The organism is Nitrosomonas sp. Is79A3, from assembly GCF_000219585.1.
GTDB lineage: Bacteria > Pseudomonadota > Gammaproteobacteria > Burkholderiales > Nitrosomonadaceae > Nitrosomonas.
The window spans coordinates 1,019,332-1,034,575 of the sequence record NC_015731.1 but is presented as its reverse complement, the minus strand read 5'-3'; the positions used below and the strand labels follow the sequence as shown (position 1 = coordinate 1,034,575).

General features: G+C 47.6%; 17 protein-coding genes and 1 pseudogene. 6 read left to right on the top strand and 12 right to left on the bottom strand.

The features are described 5' to 3' along the window. Positions 1–29 precede the first annotated feature (29 nt). Positions 30–695: a tRNA (guanosine(46)-N7)-methyltransferase TrmB gene (trmB, locus tag NIT79A3_RS04700; protein WP_041360142.1), complete on the top strand. Its 666-nt coding sequence runs from the start codon at positions 30–32 to the stop codon at positions 693–695. Positions 696–759: 64 nt separating this feature from the next. On the opposite strand, the gene NIT79A3_RS04695 is transcribed toward trmB, so the two are convergent. The 5 genes from NIT79A3_RS04695 to NIT79A3_RS04675 form a co-directional block, all read right to left on the bottom strand. Then, on the bottom strand, positions 760–1,959 hold the full coding sequence (locus NIT79A3_RS04695; RefSeq protein WP_013965105.1) for an HD-GYP domain-containing protein: 1,200 nt from the start codon (positions 1,957–1,959) through the stop codon (positions 760–762). A 353-nt stretch (positions 1,960–2,312) separates the two neighbouring features. After that, complete coding sequence (locus NIT79A3_RS04690; protein ID WP_013965104.1) at positions 2,313–2,684, bottom strand: hypothetical protein; 372 nt, start codon at positions 2,682–2,684, stop codon at positions 2,313–2,315. Next, positions 2,681–3,988: a Xaa-Pro aminopeptidase gene (pepP, locus tag NIT79A3_RS04685; RefSeq protein ID WP_013965103.1), complete on the bottom strand. Its 1,308-nt coding sequence runs from the start codon at positions 3,986–3,988 to the stop codon at positions 2,681–2,683. The genes NIT79A3_RS04690 and pepP overlap by 4 nt, the downstream gene beginning before the upstream one ends. 40 nt (positions 3,989–4,028) lie before the next feature. Beyond that, on the bottom strand, positions 4,029–4,763 hold the full coding sequence (gene murU / locus NIT79A3_RS04680) for an N-acetylmuramate alpha-1-phosphate uridylyltransferase MurU (protein ID WP_348225725.1): 735 nt from the start codon (positions 4,761–4,763) through the stop codon (positions 4,029–4,031). Beyond that, positions 4,747–5,751: a phosphotransferase gene (locus tag NIT79A3_RS04675; RefSeq protein ID WP_013965101.1), complete on the bottom strand. Its 1,005-nt coding sequence runs from the start codon at positions 5,749–5,751 to the stop codon at positions 4,747–4,749. The genes murU and NIT79A3_RS04675 overlap by 17 nt, the downstream gene beginning before the upstream one ends. Before the next feature lie 222 nt (positions 5,752–5,973). Here NIT79A3_RS04675 and NIT79A3_RS04670 point away from each other — a divergent pair, with 222 nt between their 5' ends. Continuing rightward, the gene (locus tag NIT79A3_RS04670; RefSeq protein WP_013965100.1) at positions 5,974–6,282 is read left to right on the top strand and encodes an accessory factor UbiK family protein; all 309 of its coding nucleotides are present in this window, start codon (positions 5,974–5,976) and stop codon (positions 6,280–6,282) included. A 77-nt stretch (positions 6,283–6,359) separates the two neighbouring features. Further along, positions 6,360–7,871 (top strand): YifB family Mg chelatase-like AAA ATPase, encoded by a 1,512-nt coding sequence (locus tag NIT79A3_RS04665; RefSeq protein WP_013965099.1) that lies wholly within the window; start codon positions 6,360–6,362, stop codon positions 7,869–7,871. Positions 7,872–7,929: 58 nt separating this feature from the next. Here NIT79A3_RS04665 and NIT79A3_RS04660 read toward each other — a convergent pair. Continuing rightward, positions 7,930–8,523 (bottom strand): annotated as a pseudogene (locus NIT79A3_RS04660) (IS4 family transposase); the annotation flags it as partial. Positions 8,524–8,606: 83 nt separating this feature from the next. Here NIT79A3_RS04660 and NIT79A3_RS18160 point away from each other — a divergent pair. Continuing rightward, entirely contained in the window at positions 8,607–9,797 is a 1,191-nt protein-coding gene (locus NIT79A3_RS18160) for a transposase (protein WP_013965098.1), read from the top strand. On the opposite strand, the gene NIT79A3_RS04645 is transcribed toward NIT79A3_RS18160, so the two are convergent. From NIT79A3_RS04645 to NIT79A3_RS04635, 3 genes are read right to left on the bottom strand one after another with little or no spacing between them, the layout of a single operon-like run. Next, positions 9,724–11,307 carry an IS66 family transposase gene (locus NIT79A3_RS04645; RefSeq protein ID WP_013964261.1) on the bottom strand — a complete coding sequence of 528 codons (1,584 nt, stop codon included), beginning with the start codon at positions 11,305–11,307 and terminating at the stop codon, positions 9,724–9,726. The genes NIT79A3_RS18160 and NIT79A3_RS04645 overlap by 74 nt on opposite strands. 49 nt (positions 11,308–11,356) lie before the next feature. Then, a complete protein-coding gene (tnpB, locus tag NIT79A3_RS04640) occupies positions 11,357–11,704 on the bottom strand; it encodes an IS66 family insertion sequence element accessory protein TnpB (RefSeq protein ID WP_013964262.1) in 348 nt (115 codons plus the stop codon). After that, positions 11,695–11,985 carry a transposase gene (locus NIT79A3_RS04635; protein ID WP_013964263.1) on the bottom strand — a complete coding sequence of 97 codons (291 nt, stop codon included), beginning with the start codon at positions 11,983–11,985 and terminating at the stop codon, positions 11,695–11,697. The genes tnpB and NIT79A3_RS04635 overlap by 10 nt, the downstream gene beginning before the upstream one ends. Positions 11,986–12,042: 57 nt before the next feature. Here NIT79A3_RS04635 and NIT79A3_RS04630 point away from each other — a divergent pair, with 57 nt between their 5' ends. Together NIT79A3_RS04630 and NIT79A3_RS18155 are read left to right on the top strand one after the other, a co-directional pair. Next, complete coding sequence (locus NIT79A3_RS04630) at positions 12,043–12,609, top strand: transposase (protein WP_156797012.1); 567 nt, start codon at positions 12,043–12,045, stop codon at positions 12,607–12,609. A gap of 26 nt (positions 12,610–12,635) precedes the next feature. Then, positions 12,636–12,914, top strand: coding sequence for a UDP-N-acetylglucosamine 2-epimerase (locus NIT79A3_RS18155; protein ID WP_083817942.1), 279 nt, complete (start codon positions 12,636–12,638; stop codon positions 12,912–12,914). Positions 12,915–13,125: 211 nt separating this feature from the next. Here NIT79A3_RS18155 and NIT79A3_RS04625 read toward each other — a convergent pair whose 3' ends face one another. From NIT79A3_RS04625 to NIT79A3_RS04615, 3 genes are all read right to left on the bottom strand, one after another. Beyond that, complete coding sequence (locus tag NIT79A3_RS04625; protein WP_013965096.1) at positions 13,126–13,443, bottom strand: DUF4389 domain-containing protein; 318 nt, start codon at positions 13,441–13,443, stop codon at positions 13,126–13,128. Positions 13,444–13,593: 150 nt separating this feature from the next. Further along, the gene (locus tag NIT79A3_RS04620; RefSeq protein WP_013965095.1) at positions 13,594–14,088 is read right to left on the bottom strand and encodes an NlpC/P60 family protein; all 495 of its coding nucleotides are present in this window, start codon (positions 14,086–14,088) and stop codon (positions 13,594–13,596) included. 53 nt (positions 14,089–14,141) lie between these two features. Beyond that, positions 14,142–15,221 (bottom strand): chemotaxis response regulator protein-glutamate methylesterase, encoded by a 1,080-nt coding sequence (locus NIT79A3_RS04615; RefSeq protein WP_013965094.1) that lies wholly within the window; start codon positions 15,219–15,221, stop codon positions 14,142–14,144. Positions 15,222–15,244: the final 23 nt, after the last annotated feature.

Below are 15,244 nucleotides of genomic sequence, written 5' to 3'. Positions count from 1 at the left end.
CGCACGCACGCCCCCAATTTTACCAGACGATGCAACAAACCATACGCAGCTTCGTTCTTCGCCAAGGGCGCTTATCCAATGCGCAACGCCGCGCCTGTGAAACATTACTGCCCCGGTTTGGCATTCCATTTGGCGAGAACCGGCTAGATCTGGACCAAGTTTTCGGCCGCCCGGCACCCAAAATCCTGGAGATCGGATTCGGCATGGGCGAGAGTACCGCGACTATCGCAACGGCGCATCCTGAAAATGATTATCTGGGAATTGAAGTACATACGCCCGGAGTCGGCAGTCTGCTCAATCAAATCGAGCATCTCGAATTGACGAATTTACGTATCATCCAACATGATGCCGTCCAAGTACTGGAACACATGCTGCCCGCAGAATGTTTGCATGGCATTCACATCTTTTTCCCCGATCCCTGGCCTAAAGCCAGGCACCACAAACGCAGATTGATCCAACCGGCGCTGGTTACTCATTTGTGTGCACATTTAATGACGGGCGGGTATATCCATGTGGCTACCGACTGGGAAGACTATGCCGTACAAATTCTGCAGGTTTTAAGTCAGGAATCCCAACTCGCCAACACCGCAACAGATTATGCGCCACGGCCGGAATACCGGCCATTGACCAAGTTTGAGCAAAGAGGACTCAAGCTCGGGCATGGCGTTTGGGATTTGATTTTTCAGAGAAACTGAGTTACCGGCGTTTTACAGTAGATGTTCTGTTAACAACCTGTTAAAGCGCAGAGCGCTGAATCACTCATATTCCTTGTATTTTATTGATATCAAAACCCCATTTAATCGGGTCTTCAATGTTTTCAATATTATCTGTTCCTTTTGACAAATCTATAATTTCTACCGGAATATGCGCATTCGATCGCGTAGAAAAGAAAATCTTAATAATCGGCGTTGTCAATTTTTTCTGGGATTGCTCAATCACCACGCCCAATCGCCCGGATTTGAGTCTTATCAAAGTACTGGTAGGATAAATACCAATTGTTTTAACAAAAGCCTGGAAAACCTTTTCATCAAAATGACCGCTCCATGTCGCCATTTTATGGATTGATTCAGCAGGCGACCAAGCATTCTTGTAACAGCGGCTTGAAGAAATTGCATCATAAACATCGCAAACCGCCCCCATACGTGCAAATAAAGTAAGCGCATCACCGGATAATTTTTCCGGATATCCGTGCCCATCCACACGTTCATGATGATGCAAACAAACATCCAAAGCTGATTCATGAACTTGGTAACAGGATTTAAGTATTTCCCAGCCGCGTTGTGGATGGCTTTTGATAATAGTAAACTCTTCATCCGTCAATTTTCCAGGCTTATCCAGTACTTCACTGGGAATTGCCATTTTCCCAATGTCATGGAGTAACCCGGCAACGCCAGCTTGTCTGAGCTGTTCACCACTTAACCCTAGTTGTCTTCCCACTGCAACCATCAGCATACAAACCGCAACGGAATGTAAGTAAGTATACTCATTGACAGTTTTTAGCCGGATCAGACTGAGTAACGCATTCGAGTTCCGTTCCATGGATTGATTAATTTCATCGACCAACGATACTGCTTCTTCGATTTCAAGCGCTTTACCCATGCGAACATCGCTGAACATGGTAGTAACCGTTTCTTTTGCCTTTTTATGTATTTTTTTTGCAGCATCCAGCTCCTCACCTACCGAAACTTTTTTAGGCGGACGTGGTGTTTCAGTTTTTGGTATGTCTGAATCAGGATTAACCATATTTGCAGTTTGCGTTTGTTCGCTTACGGCAACATCAAGGCCTTTATTGGTATCAATCCATATTTCTTCCAGGACACAACTCAGGAGTTTATCCAGGTCTTTCTGCTGATCCAGTAGGAAAGATTTTCTCCAAAACGGATGCTCTAACCAGTTCCCCTTAATTTCATGAATATACATACCCAATCGAACGTCGCCAGCTTGTACTTTTTTTATCATAGAACTCAATATCGAAAGTAGAAAAGAAACGGCAAATTCATTAACCTGCCACCCCAATTAATACTGATAAATTAAATCACACAGACCACAACGGATCCTATGTTCTAAAATGAACCCATTTAGTAACGGCCAACCTAAGAATTTATAAAGTAATATAATAACTCGATGCTATTTTTCTTTAAATTTCAACAGCGAGTTTGATAATAAAGGGAAAAGCTATGGAGTTTTTGGATACGGGTGAAAAAAGTGATGGGTGAGAGAACTACTCTATAACGATGATAAATGGCCTTCGCTCTCATTCTTGCAGGCAAACTAAATGCATCTGTACAGCAGATAAACCGCCCCATACTAGTCTAGTGTTTCTTTTGCTCAGTCCGGTGAACTTCCGTTTCTTCAATAATTTGCGCATCTTCGATGATAATCGTCTGATCTGCTTCAGCTTGCCGATTTATATCATCAGGTTGATGCATTGCGTTTTCAAATTTTCTGCGCAGCCACCAGAAGCGTATTCCGACCACCACGACTGCCACTACGAGTAAAGCAAGGAAAGCCGCAAAAAAGAAAACACCCAATACAGCCATGAGCGCGACAACCGGAATAAGTATTGCAATGGTAATCCAGCGGTTGACGGGAGATATCGGCGGCACACGGTGATATTCTCCCGATTCATTCTGACGGTATTCAGAAACCTTGCTGATAATAATTTTCCTTTCTTCATCGTTCATTGCATGAGCTCCTCTATCTCGGCTATGGTTTTGGGTGCTGCCAGCGTCAAAAGTTCATGGCCGGTTTGTGTGACAATCACATCGTCTTCGATGCGTATCCCGATATTCCAGAAATGTTGCGGCACATTATCCGCCGGACGAATATAACATCCCGGTTCTACAGTCAATACCATACCGGGTTGCAGCAGACGCCAGTCGCCTTTTTGTTTGTACTCACCGGCATCATGCACATCCATTCCCAGCCAGTGCCCGGTCCGGTGCATATAAAAACGTTTGTAATCTTCCGATTCCAGCACGGCATCCACACTACCCTGACATAATCCCAGATCAATAAAGCCTTGCGCCAGTATATGCAATGCAGCTTTATGCGGATCGTTCCAGTTATTTTCCGGTTTCACTTGCGATAGTGCCGCAGCCTGTGCAGCCAAAACCAGTTGATAAACATCCCTCTGCACTGTGCTGAATTTTCCATTGACCGGGAATGTCCGGGTAATATCCGATGCATAGCCATCCAGCTCACAACCGGCATCAATCAACAATAAATCACCTGATTTCAACTCGGCATTGTTCTCCACATAATGTAACACGCAGGCATTGGCACCACCGGCAACAATGGATGTATAGGCTGGCGCTTGCGCACCATGCCGGTAAAAAGTATAGAGCACTTCCGCTTCAATTTCATACTCACGCATTCCCGGGCGAGTTGTCTGCATCGCTCGCTGATGCGCCTGGGTCGAAATATCTGCCGCGCGCTGCATTATTTGTAATTCATCCGTCCCTTTAATCAGGCGCATTTCATCCAGCAGTGCCCGGCAATCATGAATTTCACCTGGCACAACTACGCCTGTGCGCGATTGTTCTCGCACCCGACTTAACCAGCCGACGATGCGCTGATCCCACGTATGATCCTGTCCCAATGCGGTGTAAACAGCAGGCTGATCCGCCAATAGTTTGGGGAGCAATTCATCCAGTTTGGCAATCGGATACGCTTCATCAAAACCAAAAGCTTCTTTGGCAGCTTCCGGACCATAGCGAAAACCATCCCATATCTCGCGTTCCATGTCTTTCTCGCGGCAAAACAAAACATGCTTTGCCGGTGTTTGTTCTGTCGCGGCAATGAGTACCAGCACAGCCTCAGGCTCGCGAAAACCCGTTAAATAATAAAAATAGCTGTCAAACCGGTAAGAATAATGTGCATCCCGATTACGTAGCCGTTCCGGGGCCGTTGGGACAATAGCGACACCGCCATGCATTTTGGATGCCAACAGCTGCCGGCGCGCGATAAAAGGTTGGATGTGTGTCATAGCAGGATACTTTGAATTTTTAAACTGAGACCGTTGTTGATCATTCTAATTGAGACTTGAGTTGCTTATCCAGTAATTCAAGCCGCTCCGGTGTTCCTACATCAACCCATTGCCCGGAAAAATATTCACCGCTTACTTTTCCCGCTTGCATTGCCTGCTGCAGCAGTGGCGCCAGTTTTACCGGCAAGCCTGGTTTTATTTCGTTAAAAAATTGTGGGTGATAAATACCGATACCGCTAAAAGTCAATCTGTTATCACCAGTCAGTTGCACTTGATCTCCCCGCAACACAAAATCACCCTCAGCATGATGCAGCGGATTGTCGATCAAAACAAGGTGCGCAAGCCGCTGGTGAGTGTTTAATCGCAGCGCACGCATTGCCGGTAACAGCGAAGCGTAATCCATATCACAATAAATGTCCGCATTGACGACCAGAAAAGGCAAATTTCCAGATTGGTCCGTCAAAAGCGGCAAAGCATTGGCAATCCCGCCCGCGGTTTCCAAAACAACTTTCTCGGGTGAATACTGAATGTTAACACCATACCGTTCCCCATTACCCAAAGCATTTTCGATCACTTCACCGAGATACGCATGATTAATCACAATATCGATAAAACCCGCGCGTGCCAGATTTTTTAACTGATATTCGATTAATGCGCACCCTCCCGCCTTTAATAAAGGTTTCGGCAAAGAATCGGTGAGCGGACGCATGCGTTCTCCGCGTCCTGCCGCGAGAATCATAGCTTTATAGGGAAAATTATTAGAAGGTATAGCCAATTTTCTGGTCTGATTCAATCGGATTCAGTTCATCCAGCAAGTTCAGCAGCAGATGAAGTTCCCGGTAGCGTTTACAAGTTTTACGTAAATATTCCATCACCAGTGGCATATCATTCAGATAATTCTCTTTACCATCACGGTAATACAGGCGAGCAAAAACCCCCAAAATCTTAATATGCCGCTGCACGCCCATCCACTCAAAATCCCGGTAGAATTCCGCAAAATCAGTGGACACAGGTAATCCGGCCTTGCGGGCTTTTTCCCAATAACGAATCATCCAATCCAAAATCCGTTCCTCGTCCCACCGGATATACGCATCTTTAAATAACGACACCAAATCATAAGTAATCGGGCCAACCACGGCATCCTGAAAATCGATAATGCCCGGATTGGGAGATGTCACCATCAGATTACGCGAATGATAATCGCGGTGTACCAGCACTCTGGGCTGTGCAAGATTGTTTTGTATAATTCGCGTAAAAATTGATTGCAGAACGGCTTGCTGTTTTTCCGTTATAGCTATCCGCAAATGTCTCGAGACATACCAATCCGGAAATAAGTTGAGTTCTCTCAGCAATAACGCTTCATCGTAACCGGGCAAACCTTCCACCTGTTGCGACAATTGCAGCTTAATCAGCGCATCAATGGCATCGCCATAGAGCTGATCAGCGCTGTCCATTTGATTGTTGAGTGCCTGCAAAAAAGTCGTATCACCCAAATCAGATAGCAATAAAAAACCTTGATCCAGATTCTGCGCTACTATTTTTGGCACGTGCACGCCGGCCGCAGCCAGAATCTCCGCTACTTGAATGAATGGCGTGCAATCCTCCTGTTGCGGAGGCGCATCCATAGCAATCAGCGTTTGATCCTTAAAGGAAACACGGAAATATCGCCGGAAACTGGCGTCAGCAGAGGCTGGTTGCAAAGTAAACGGCTTTGCCGGAAATTGCACCTTCAGCCAATTTTCAAGTAGTTGTATGCGTTCCATTTATGTATCCGGACAATTAACCGTTAATCAGAAAGACAATTCTCCAATGCATCATTGAACGAAGGGAGTAGCATGGCGAAATAACCCTGCTTCTTAATACTGGAACCCTTCTCAATAACAGAGGATAATCAGATCTTGTACAGCAAGATCACATTATGGGATTTTATCACGTCACTATCATCCGCTGATCAGGTGATGGATCAGTCAATCAGGAGAACAACAATGCTTAATAAAAATGTAATCGATGAAATCAATGCCAAGGTCAGCGAAATATTGCACAACAGTCCGGCCAAAGACATTGAAAAAAATATCCGGATGCTATTATCAGGGGCCTTTACACGGCTTGATTTAGTCACACGTGATGAATTTGATGTCCAACAGGAAGTTTTACAACGCACCCGTGAAAAATTAATGGTCCTCGAAGGTAAAGTCTCCGAATTGGAAGCTCTGCTGAAGAAACCTACCTACCTATCCGCTGAGAATCATGCGGCAGAAGAGAAACAAGATAATGAAGATATGCATGAAAAATAAGTTTAATTAACTTATCGCTCGTTATCCTTGCGTTAATCTCTGCTCGTACCAGCACACCCAGGATTACTAATTCTCAAATGTCACTCGCTGTCCTGTATAGCCGCGCACTTTCAGGGATACAAGCACCGTTGGTGACGGTAGAAACACACATCGCCAACGGCCTACCCAGCTTCACCATTGTCGGACTGCCTGATACGGAAGTCAAAGAAAGTAAAGACCGCGTCAGGTCCGCATTGCAAAATGCACAATTCAAAATTCCCGCACAGCGCATTACCATTAATCTGGCCCCTGCCGATCTGCCTAAGGAAAGCGGGCGTTTTGATTTACCCATCGCATTGGGTATTCTGGCAGCTACCGGACAAATCCCCAATGACAAACTGGATCAATATGAATGGGCGGGTGAGCTCGCTTTAACCGGTGAATTGCGCCCGATCCACGGCGCACTGGCAATGACTTACAATGCATCCCAATCCGGCCGCAGTTTCGTATTACCCCAGCAAAATGCCGCGGAAGCCGCCCTTGTGAAAAAAGCCACCATTTATGCAGCCAAATCACTGTTACAAATTTGCGCCCATCTGAGCGGACGCGAACCCTTACAAATTTACAAAAACCCATTCGAAGACAACACCGAAAGCGGTGACTCAGCTTACCCTGATTTTGATGAAGTCAAAGGTCAAACTCATGCAAAACGCGCATTGGAAATAGCCGCCGCCGGTGGCCATAGTCTCTTGATGATCGGCCCTCCGGGCACTGGAAAATCTATGCTGGCCGCGCGTTTTCCCGGCATTCTTCCACCCATGACCGAAGCGGAAGCACTGGAATCCGCAGCCATACAATCGCTCAGTTACGGCAGCTTCAATATCAGCAACTGGAAACACCGCCCCTTTCGTTCCCCGCACCACACCGCCTCCGGCGTGGCACTGGTGGGTGGCGGCAGCCACCCTCGCCCAGGCGAAATTTCACTGGCATTGCACGGCGTGCTATTCCTTGATGAATTGGCAGAATTTGACCGAAAAGTCTTGGAGGTACTGCGCGAACCGCTTGAATCCGGCAAAATCACCATTTCCCGCGCAGCACGTCAAGCCGAATTTCCAGCACAATTCCAACTGATTGCTGCGATGAATCCATGTTTGTGCGGCTATTTGGGCCACCCTAACGGGAAATGTCATTGCACGCCTGACCAAGTTGCACGTTATCGCGCAAGGATTTCTGGCCCACTACTGGATCGTATCGACATGCAAATTGAAGTTCCCGCCGTGCCGCAGCAGGAACTAATGAAACAACAGACAACAGGCGAAAAAAGCAGTGTAATCCGTCAGCGCGTTGAAAAAGCCCACCAATTTCAGCTTGACCGGCAAGGAAAAACCAATAGCCGCTTGGGTGTCAAAGAAATCGATCAGCATTGCGCTTTAGATAACGCCAGTGAAAATCTACTCAAACAAGCCATCAGTCGTTTGAATTTATCGGCACGCGCATACCATCGTATTCTCAAAGTAGCACGCACCATCTCGGATTTATCGGGAGTTAAGAAAATCAGCAATCAGCACATTGCGGAAGCGATTCAGTATCGCAGGTTAGATAAGAAATAAGAAAATCCAAGTATTTACTGAATCAAACATATAGCTAATTGCAGAAGTGTCCGGAGATTTAATTGAATAGATTCAGTTGGTTATTATTTTTCGACATGGTTATTTGCACATCGGTATTTTTAACCAATTGATCGATAGGTGTTTTCTCGAAAAGAGTCAGGCTTAAAATCTGTAGAATTGTGTAAAGCGAAGCTTCGGTATTGAGCCGCTTTTTCACGATGGCAACCAAGACATAAACCGATATGGCAATCCATATCTGCGTTTTGACTGCGTTCTCAGTAGTTCCGTAGAAACGCTTGATACGAAGATGTTGCTTGATCCACTTGAAGAATAGTTCGACCTGCCAGCGACAACGATAAAGCTGAGCGATGGTCAGCGCAGGTAAGTCGAAGTTGTTGGCTAGAAATACCAGATGCTTGTCGTGTTCTGCATCGTAGAACTTGATACGCCGCAGGTGCTGAGGATAATCCTTGCTAGCCTTGGGAGCCCTTAGGGCAATGGTTTGGTCACAGCGCAGTCCGGTGGATTTGTCCACGGAGCGAGAGTAGACGCGGCGAAAAAGCAGATTGGATTTGGTCCGTGTTACAAAAAATGCTTGTGCTTGGTGCACGGTGTACCAGCGAGCAAAGTCGGTGAAGCCCCGATCCATGATCCTATTTTCCTCAGTTGATTCCAGTAAAATTGCCACGAATGTATTTCTGGTAAGGGTTTTCGACAGAATAGGAGGCTCACCCAATGGGTGAAATTAAATTTGAGAAGAAGACACTGGTCGAGGCGATCAATACTACTTTGCAGGAGACGGAACAAACGACGGCTGAACAAAGCGTAGCCACTCCTGGTGGCCGGTTTCACGTTCGCTGGGACGAAGGCGGAAGCGCCACAGCACTGGGGCAATTACCATTCTTTGCCGAGTTTTTGGAAGTTTCTGGGTTATTCACCCGCTGGGTGGATGGATGTCCAATGGATTACACCAGTCCCAACGCACCCAAGGTAGTTGATGTGCTTGGCACCTGGCTATTATCGATCTTGGATGGACAGCGGCGCTATGCACATGTTGCCGGGCTGCGCGGCGATGAAGTTGCTCCCCGGATACTCGGCATGAACAAGATCATCAGTGACGAGAGTCTGCGTCGCGCACTGGCGCACTTGGCACCGGCCCCATGCAAGAAGTATGGTAGCGAAGAAGAACGCGCTGCCCACGCAGTCCAACTGGCGAAGAGCACAGCATGGATGGATAAAGCCCTGGGTGAGAGCATCCAAGAATCTTTACGCACGCCCTGGATACTCGATGCCGACACCAGCGTCAAACTGTTGTATGGTCACCAGGCAGGTGCCGAGATTGGCTACAACCCAACCAAGCCGGGACGGCCGAGCCATACTTTGCACACCTACTGGATCGGCAACATTCGACTGGTGCTCGATGTCGAGGTACAAAGCGGTAAAGCCAGTGCGGCGAAACATAGCCTACCGCGCCTGTGCCGGCTAATTGAGCGACTCGCTGCCGAGGAACGCCCCGCCCTGGTGCGCGGTGACAGTGCCTTTGGCAATCAGGGGGTAATGGTCGAGATGGAGCGAATTGAACAGCACTACCTCTTCAAGCTACGGCAAACTGCCGGAGTTAAGCGCCTGATCGAGCGGCAATGGCAGCAAGGCGACTGGCAGAACGCGGGGCAAGGCTTTGACGCGGTGGAAGGCAAGCTTCGGCTGACGGGTTGGAGTGGTGCGCGGCGTGTAGTGGTACTGCGGCGGCGAATCAAAGACAGCATGGCGGCAGCCGAGACGAGCAATGAGAACCAGCAGCCGATGCTCCACTTCATTGACCATTCAGACAGTATCCCTCCAACCCCACCATCTACTCACATTCCTTCAACAATGCTTCAATATCCTCCGGTGCAAGCGGTAGCAATTCATCGATTCGGCTATTAGGCCAGGTGGGGAGTTTTTCGAGGGTGTCGGCTAGCCATTGTGCGGGGTTGAGGCCGTTGAGTTTTGCGGTGCCGAGTAGGGTTTGAATGGCGGCGGCACGTTTTCCGGCGCGTTCGGAGCCGGTGAACAGCCAGTTTTTCTTGCCGAGCGCGATGGGGCGAATAGTGTTTTCGACGGGGTTGTTGTCAATCGGCAGGTGTCCGCTGCTGGCGTAGCGGATTAGGCTTTGCCAGCGCTTCAAGGTGTAGTCGATGGCTTTGGCGGTGCCGCCGCCATTGGCAGTTTGGGCGCGAGTTTGCAGTAACCAGTCGTGCAACGATTGCAGGATCGGCAGGCTTTTTTCTGCACGTAGTATCTGCCGGGCTTCGGTCGATAAGTGCTTGCCTTCGGCTTCGACGGCGTAAAGTCCGCCTATGCGCTGCAACACCTCATACGCGACGGTGCTGGCATTGGCTTGGTGCAGGTCGAAGAATTTGCGGCGCGCGTGCGCCCAGCACCCTAATTCAGTGCAGGGTGATGCTGTTTTGGAGAATAAAGCCTTGTAACCGCCATAGTCGTCTACCAGCAAGTGGCCTTGCCAGCTGTTGAGGAAGTTTTGCGCATGTTTGCCACTACGGCTGGTTTGGTAGTCGAATACGATGATGCGCGGCCCCAACTCAAAATCGTTACTGCGATACGCCCACAGATAGGCGCGTTGCGTTCTTCCGCTGCCGGGATCAAGTTGCGCCACCGGGGTTTCGTCGGCGTGTAACACAGAGCCATGCAATAAGTGCAAAATCAGCCGGTCAACCAGCGGTTGTAGTGCCACGCCTACACGTCCGATCCATTCCGCCAACGTGGAAAGCGATAAAGTGACACCTTCCCGGGCGGCGATTTGTGCGATGCGATACAGCGGCAGGTGATCGAGGTATTTGCAGATCGTGATCCAAGCAAGCAGTCCGGGTGTTGCCATACTGCCGTCGATCACCGCGGGCGGAACCGGTTCCGCGACCACGGTTTCGCAAGCCCGGCAGGCGTATTGCGGGCGGATGTGACGGTGCACGAAGAATTCGGCGGGTTTGACGTCCAGTTGTTCGCTGACGTCTTCGCCGATTTTTACCAGATCGCTGCCGCACTGTTTGCATTGGCAAGATTCCGGTTCATGCCGGTGTTCGATGCGTGGCAGGTGATCCGGCAGAGGTTGGCGCCCAGCGCGTGCACGCTTGGGTTTTTGCGGAACCGGCAGCGGCAGTTGCTCGATTTCCGCTTCGATCGCCGCCGCATCAGTTTGCCAGTCTTCTTCGAACAGGCTGAATTGTGGCTGCGACAGTGCTTCGCTCTTCGCGCCGAAACGAATGCGGCGCAAATGTGCCAGTTCCAGCTTCAGTGCCTGATTCTTCGCTTCCAGCAGTTTGAGCTCGTTTTGTGCTTGCGTAAGCAGTGATTGAATAAGGTTCGATACCTCGGTTTTAGCTTCCGGCGTGAGGTTCAAATGATCTAATTCGATTGACTGTTTTGCGTGCGTTTTCATGGCGTTATTATACTGCAAAACTTGCGCAAAGTGATTCCAGTATTGGCTTTCAGCTATATTTTCTTGCGCAGGATTGCAACCCCAAACGACACCAATCCACCCCGGCAATCAACCACTCCCATTGCAACGCAGTCAGTTCCATCCCGCCCGTATCCGAACGCCCCCAAACGAACCGTCCCTGATGCAAGCGCCGCTGGCACAACCACACGCCGGTGCCGTCCCACAGCAGCACTTTGATGCGATTGCCCGCGCGATTGCAAAACACAAACGCCGAACCCGCACAAGGCGAGCGCTGCAACGCCTGCTCCACCAATACCGACAATCCGTCAATGCCGCGACGCATATCCACCGGCTCAACCATCAACCAAATCTTCCCTGGATTCGCAATCAAAGACACTTCAACAACTCCCCCAGCCAATGCGGCGAAACCGTCGATGGCAGCTCCAACACATGATTGCCTTGACCGCGAAGACGTAGCGTGCTCGTCGGTGCAGGCATCGGTTTGATCGTGACCGGGACCAACGCAGGCGGCCGGATAACCTGACCGGCACGATGCTTGCGAACCCAATTGCCAAACGTCTTGGTATTCAAACCATGTTCCCGGCAATAAGCCGCCTGAGACTTACCGCTGGTTTGCCATGCTTCGATATGAATTCGTCGCGCTTCTGATGATGACATCGTCCCTCCTTGTAAAAGGTTTGAGGATAGCGATGACGTATCAGGGTGTTAATGTGGATGGATTGGAGGCTTACTTCAGACAAGGTTAAACTCTGGGAATACGCTATATTGGTGACCAATACAAACTACTCCCTCGACGCCATTGGCCAGTTATACCGGGATCGGGCCGACTGCGAGAACGGCTTCGATGAGCTGAAAAACCAATGGGGTTGGGGTGGCTATACCACGCAAGACCTGGAACGTTGCAACCTCTCAGCGCGAGCAGTCGCGCTCATCTACAATTGGTGGAGTTGGTATGTCAGACTGGCACACCCGAAGACACGCCTGGAGGCAATCACTAGCCGTCCCATGTTGCTCAGCGGCATTGCCCGCCTGACCCAGCATGCCGGTCAATCCCGATTGCTGCTCACTCTGACTCACGCAGCCGGAGATCATATCAAGTCGATGATCTCCAATATACGAAAAGGTCTTGATCATGTTCTGGCAAATGCGCCTCAGTTGACCATAGCGGATCATTGGGGCGTACTTGTACGCTATATCATTAACAAAATTATTGCGACCAGACCGAAAAATTCACAGCTCCTCGGTTTCCTTCCACCCTCTTTGGCCATTGGAGTGACCTAACAGAGGAATTTAGGTTTAACGGTGACATAGCCTTAATTATTACCGATAGCGGCTGTATTCAGGAAGAAGCGTATATTTTTGGCGTACCTTGTGTGACCGTGCGAGACAATACAGAACGGCCGGAAACCATGATACCGGGAGCCAACGTTCTAACCGGCTTTTCTCCAACCATTATTCGCGACAGAGTACGTTCGCAACGACATTGCCGCAATCAACCATTTCCGTCCGTATATGTTGAATCTGGCGCCGGTCAAAGGATTGTAAAAACTCTGCAGGAATGTTTTACGAATTGGCGTAATTACTAACTTACTCATTGCTTGAATTTAAGTTGATACAGGCATTGGTCGCCTCGTTAAGTTGGCAAGTACACTTCGATTGCTCAAAACGGATCGTTGGTCCGAATTTGTATGCCGCATATCGTAAACAAAATTATCGCGACCAGGTAAAAAATCTCAGCTTCTTGGCATGCTTCATTTTGTTTGATATCTGGTGGCCTAACTGGCAGAGAAATCAGAACTAATCGTTTGTGTTGGTATCTTTAATCGGATCAATATCGCTTGTACCATTGGGCCATACGCTAAATGGAAATGGGCATTGATCACTGTTAAATGACAGAAAGATGATTATTTGGTGGATATAAATGCCTAAATTTTGACTGAATCCAAGTAGCAAAATATTTGTTTGGCCAGTTAATATCAATGTAGCATATTGAAAGAAGAAAATACTGATAATCAGGAAATTAGAAAAACCATAGATACACATAAAAAGAATCATATAAAGGCCACGCTGCCAGATTTCTTTTTTTTGTAACCTTTGTTTAATTTCTTCATTCATTTTACATTCCTACAAAAATACAGCTTAGCCACGGCTCATCTGTCTACAATCAAGAACATAAACTATATGACGAACTAGGTTTGCCAAGTGCAGGACAAACACCTAGCTTATTCGTTTAAAGAAAACTAACGCATCATTTCCGGAACTATTTTATATACGAACTGATTTCCAATAGTTAGATTTCCAATATGCGTTATCTAACCGGGATATTGTGACGCCTTGTTTTTGAGAGGCATGTAGAAATTTATTCTTTTCCAGATAAATCCCTACATGTTCTGAGGCTGAGCCAGTCTTAAAGAATATCAGATCACCGGCTTTCAAATCATCTTTCCGGATTTCTTTTCCTATTTTTGATTGCATTCTAGTCGTTCTAGGCAGATGCAAGCCAAGTTTTGATTTAAACGTCAAATGCACAAAACCAGAACAATCAACTCCCCGCTGACTGAGTCCGCCCCGTTGATAACGCACACCCTGCCATTCATTAAACTGAGAATAAAGCGCTTTTTTGACGTGACTGGTATCAGTAGATTTATTAGCAGGAAGATTAGGGTCAAACTTAACTACAGCTCTTTCCTGAAGAGAACCGCAACTCACTAAAAAGGCGATGCCAATAAATACTATAAATCGGGAAATAATCTTTTTCATTGACGATGTACTTTTTTACTTTACCTCAAATCAAGAAATAAGTATGAATGCAGCTAAATACGATTACCGTGTGATCCCATACTAGAAACTTTTGACAATACCGATTTGGCCATGTCTCTCAGTGAAACGATATCGTTCACTCCGCCCGCTGCAATTGCTTCTTTAGGCATTCCAAAAACAACACAGCTTGCTTCATCTTGTGCAAAATTATAAGCGCCCGCTTTACGCATTTCCATCATTCCAGCAGCACCATCCTTACCCATACCTGTCAGAATCACACCAATAGCATTTTTGCCAGCGCAATTCGCTGCTGATCGAAATAGTACATCAACTGAAGGCCGATGTCGACTAACCAGCTCACCTTGATTTAATTCAGTCATGTAATTTGCACCACTACGCTTGAGCAATAAATGCGAATGTCCTGGGGCGATATATGCATGCCCTGGCAACACTCTTTCTCCACCTTGCGCTTCCACCACCGATATTTTACAAAGACTGTTTAAGCGATTGGCAAATGACTTGGTGAATCCCTCCGGCATATGTTGCGTAACCAGAATCCCTGGTGAGTCGGGCGGCATGCGTATTAAAAATTCTTTAATCGCTTCCGTACCACCGGTAGAAGCACCCACTATGATTAATTTTTCAGTTGAAGCGATACGATTTGAAACTGCTGGCAAAACTGCATCCGCTGAAACACTCTTTGTGACTGGCATAGGTGCATGTCGCCTGAGTCTTGCTGATTTTGCAATACGAATTTTATTTGCGATCTCATTGCCATATTCTTTCAATCCTGTCGCAAGATCAATTTTCGGCTTAGAAACAAAATCAACCGCACCCAGCTCAAGCGCACGGAATGTTACATCAGAACCTTTCTCAGTTAGTGTTGAAACCATTACTACCGGCATTGGCCTCAACCGCATTAATTTTTCCAGAAAATCGAGTCCATCCATTTTTGGCATTTCAACGTCCAATGTCAATACATCAGGATTCAGCTCTCGAATCATTTCGCGTGCCACCAAAGGATCGGGTGCTGCACCAATAGCTTCCATATCAGGCTGACTATCAATAATTTCACTTAATAATTTACGAATTAAGGCAGAGTCATCAACAATCAAAACTTTAATTTTTTTCATGATAGGTACTCAATTTAGTACGA

What these genes read in the sequence shown, in the direction of transcription:
- trmB (WP_041360142.1), top strand. Translation starts at nt 30, where the DNA reads ATGCAACAAACCATACGCAGCTTCGTTCTTCGCCAAGGGCGCTTATCC.
- NIT79A3_RS04695 (WP_013965105.1), bottom strand. Translation starts at nt 1,959, where the DNA reads ATGATAAAAAAAGTACAAGCTGGCGACGTTCGATTGGGTATGTATATT.
- NIT79A3_RS04690 (WP_013965104.1), bottom strand. Translation starts at nt 2,684, where the DNA reads ATGAACGATGAAGAAAGGAAAATTATTATCAGCAAGGTTTCTGAATAC.
- pepP (WP_013965103.1), bottom strand. Translation starts at nt 3,988, where the DNA reads ATGACACACATCCAACCTTTTATCGCGCGCCGGCAGCTGTTGGCATCC.
- NIT79A3_RS04675 (WP_013965101.1), bottom strand. Translation starts at nt 5,751, where the DNA reads ATGGAACGCATACAACTACTTGAAAATTGGCTGAAGGTGCAATTTCCG.
- NIT79A3_RS04670 (WP_013965100.1), top strand. Translation starts at nt 5,974, where the DNA reads ATGCTTAATAAAAATGTAATCGATGAAATCAATGCCAAGGTCAGCGAA.
- NIT79A3_RS04665 (WP_013965099.1), top strand. Translation starts at nt 6,360, where the DNA reads ATGTCACTCGCTGTCCTGTATAGCCGCGCACTTTCAGGGATACAAGCA.
- NIT79A3_RS18160 (WP_013965098.1), top strand. Translation starts at nt 8,607, where the DNA reads ATGGGTGAAATTAAATTTGAGAAGAAGACACTGGTCGAGGCGATCAAT.
- NIT79A3_RS04645 (WP_013964261.1), bottom strand. Translation starts at nt 11,307, where the DNA reads ATGAAAACGCACGCAAAACAGTCAATCGAATTAGATCATTTGAACCTC.
- NIT79A3_RS04635 (WP_013964263.1), bottom strand. Translation starts at nt 11,985, where the DNA reads ATGTCATCATCAGAAGCGCGACGAATTCATATCGAAGCATGGCAAACC.
- NIT79A3_RS04630 (WP_156797012.1), top strand. Translation starts at nt 12,043, where the DNA reads ATGGATTGGAGGCTTACTTCAGACAAGGTTAAACTCTGGGAATACGCT.
- NIT79A3_RS04625 (WP_013965096.1), bottom strand. Translation starts at nt 13,443, where the DNA reads ATGAATGAAGAAATTAAACAAAGGTTACAAAAAAAAGAAATCTGGCAG.
- NIT79A3_RS04620 (WP_013965095.1), bottom strand. Translation starts at nt 14,088, where the DNA reads ATGAAAAAGATTATTTCCCGATTTATAGTATTTATTGGCATCGCCTTT.
- NIT79A3_RS04615 (WP_013965094.1), bottom strand. Translation starts at nt 15,221, where the DNA reads ATGAAAAAAATTAAAGTTTTGATTGTTGATGACTCTGCCTTAATTCGT.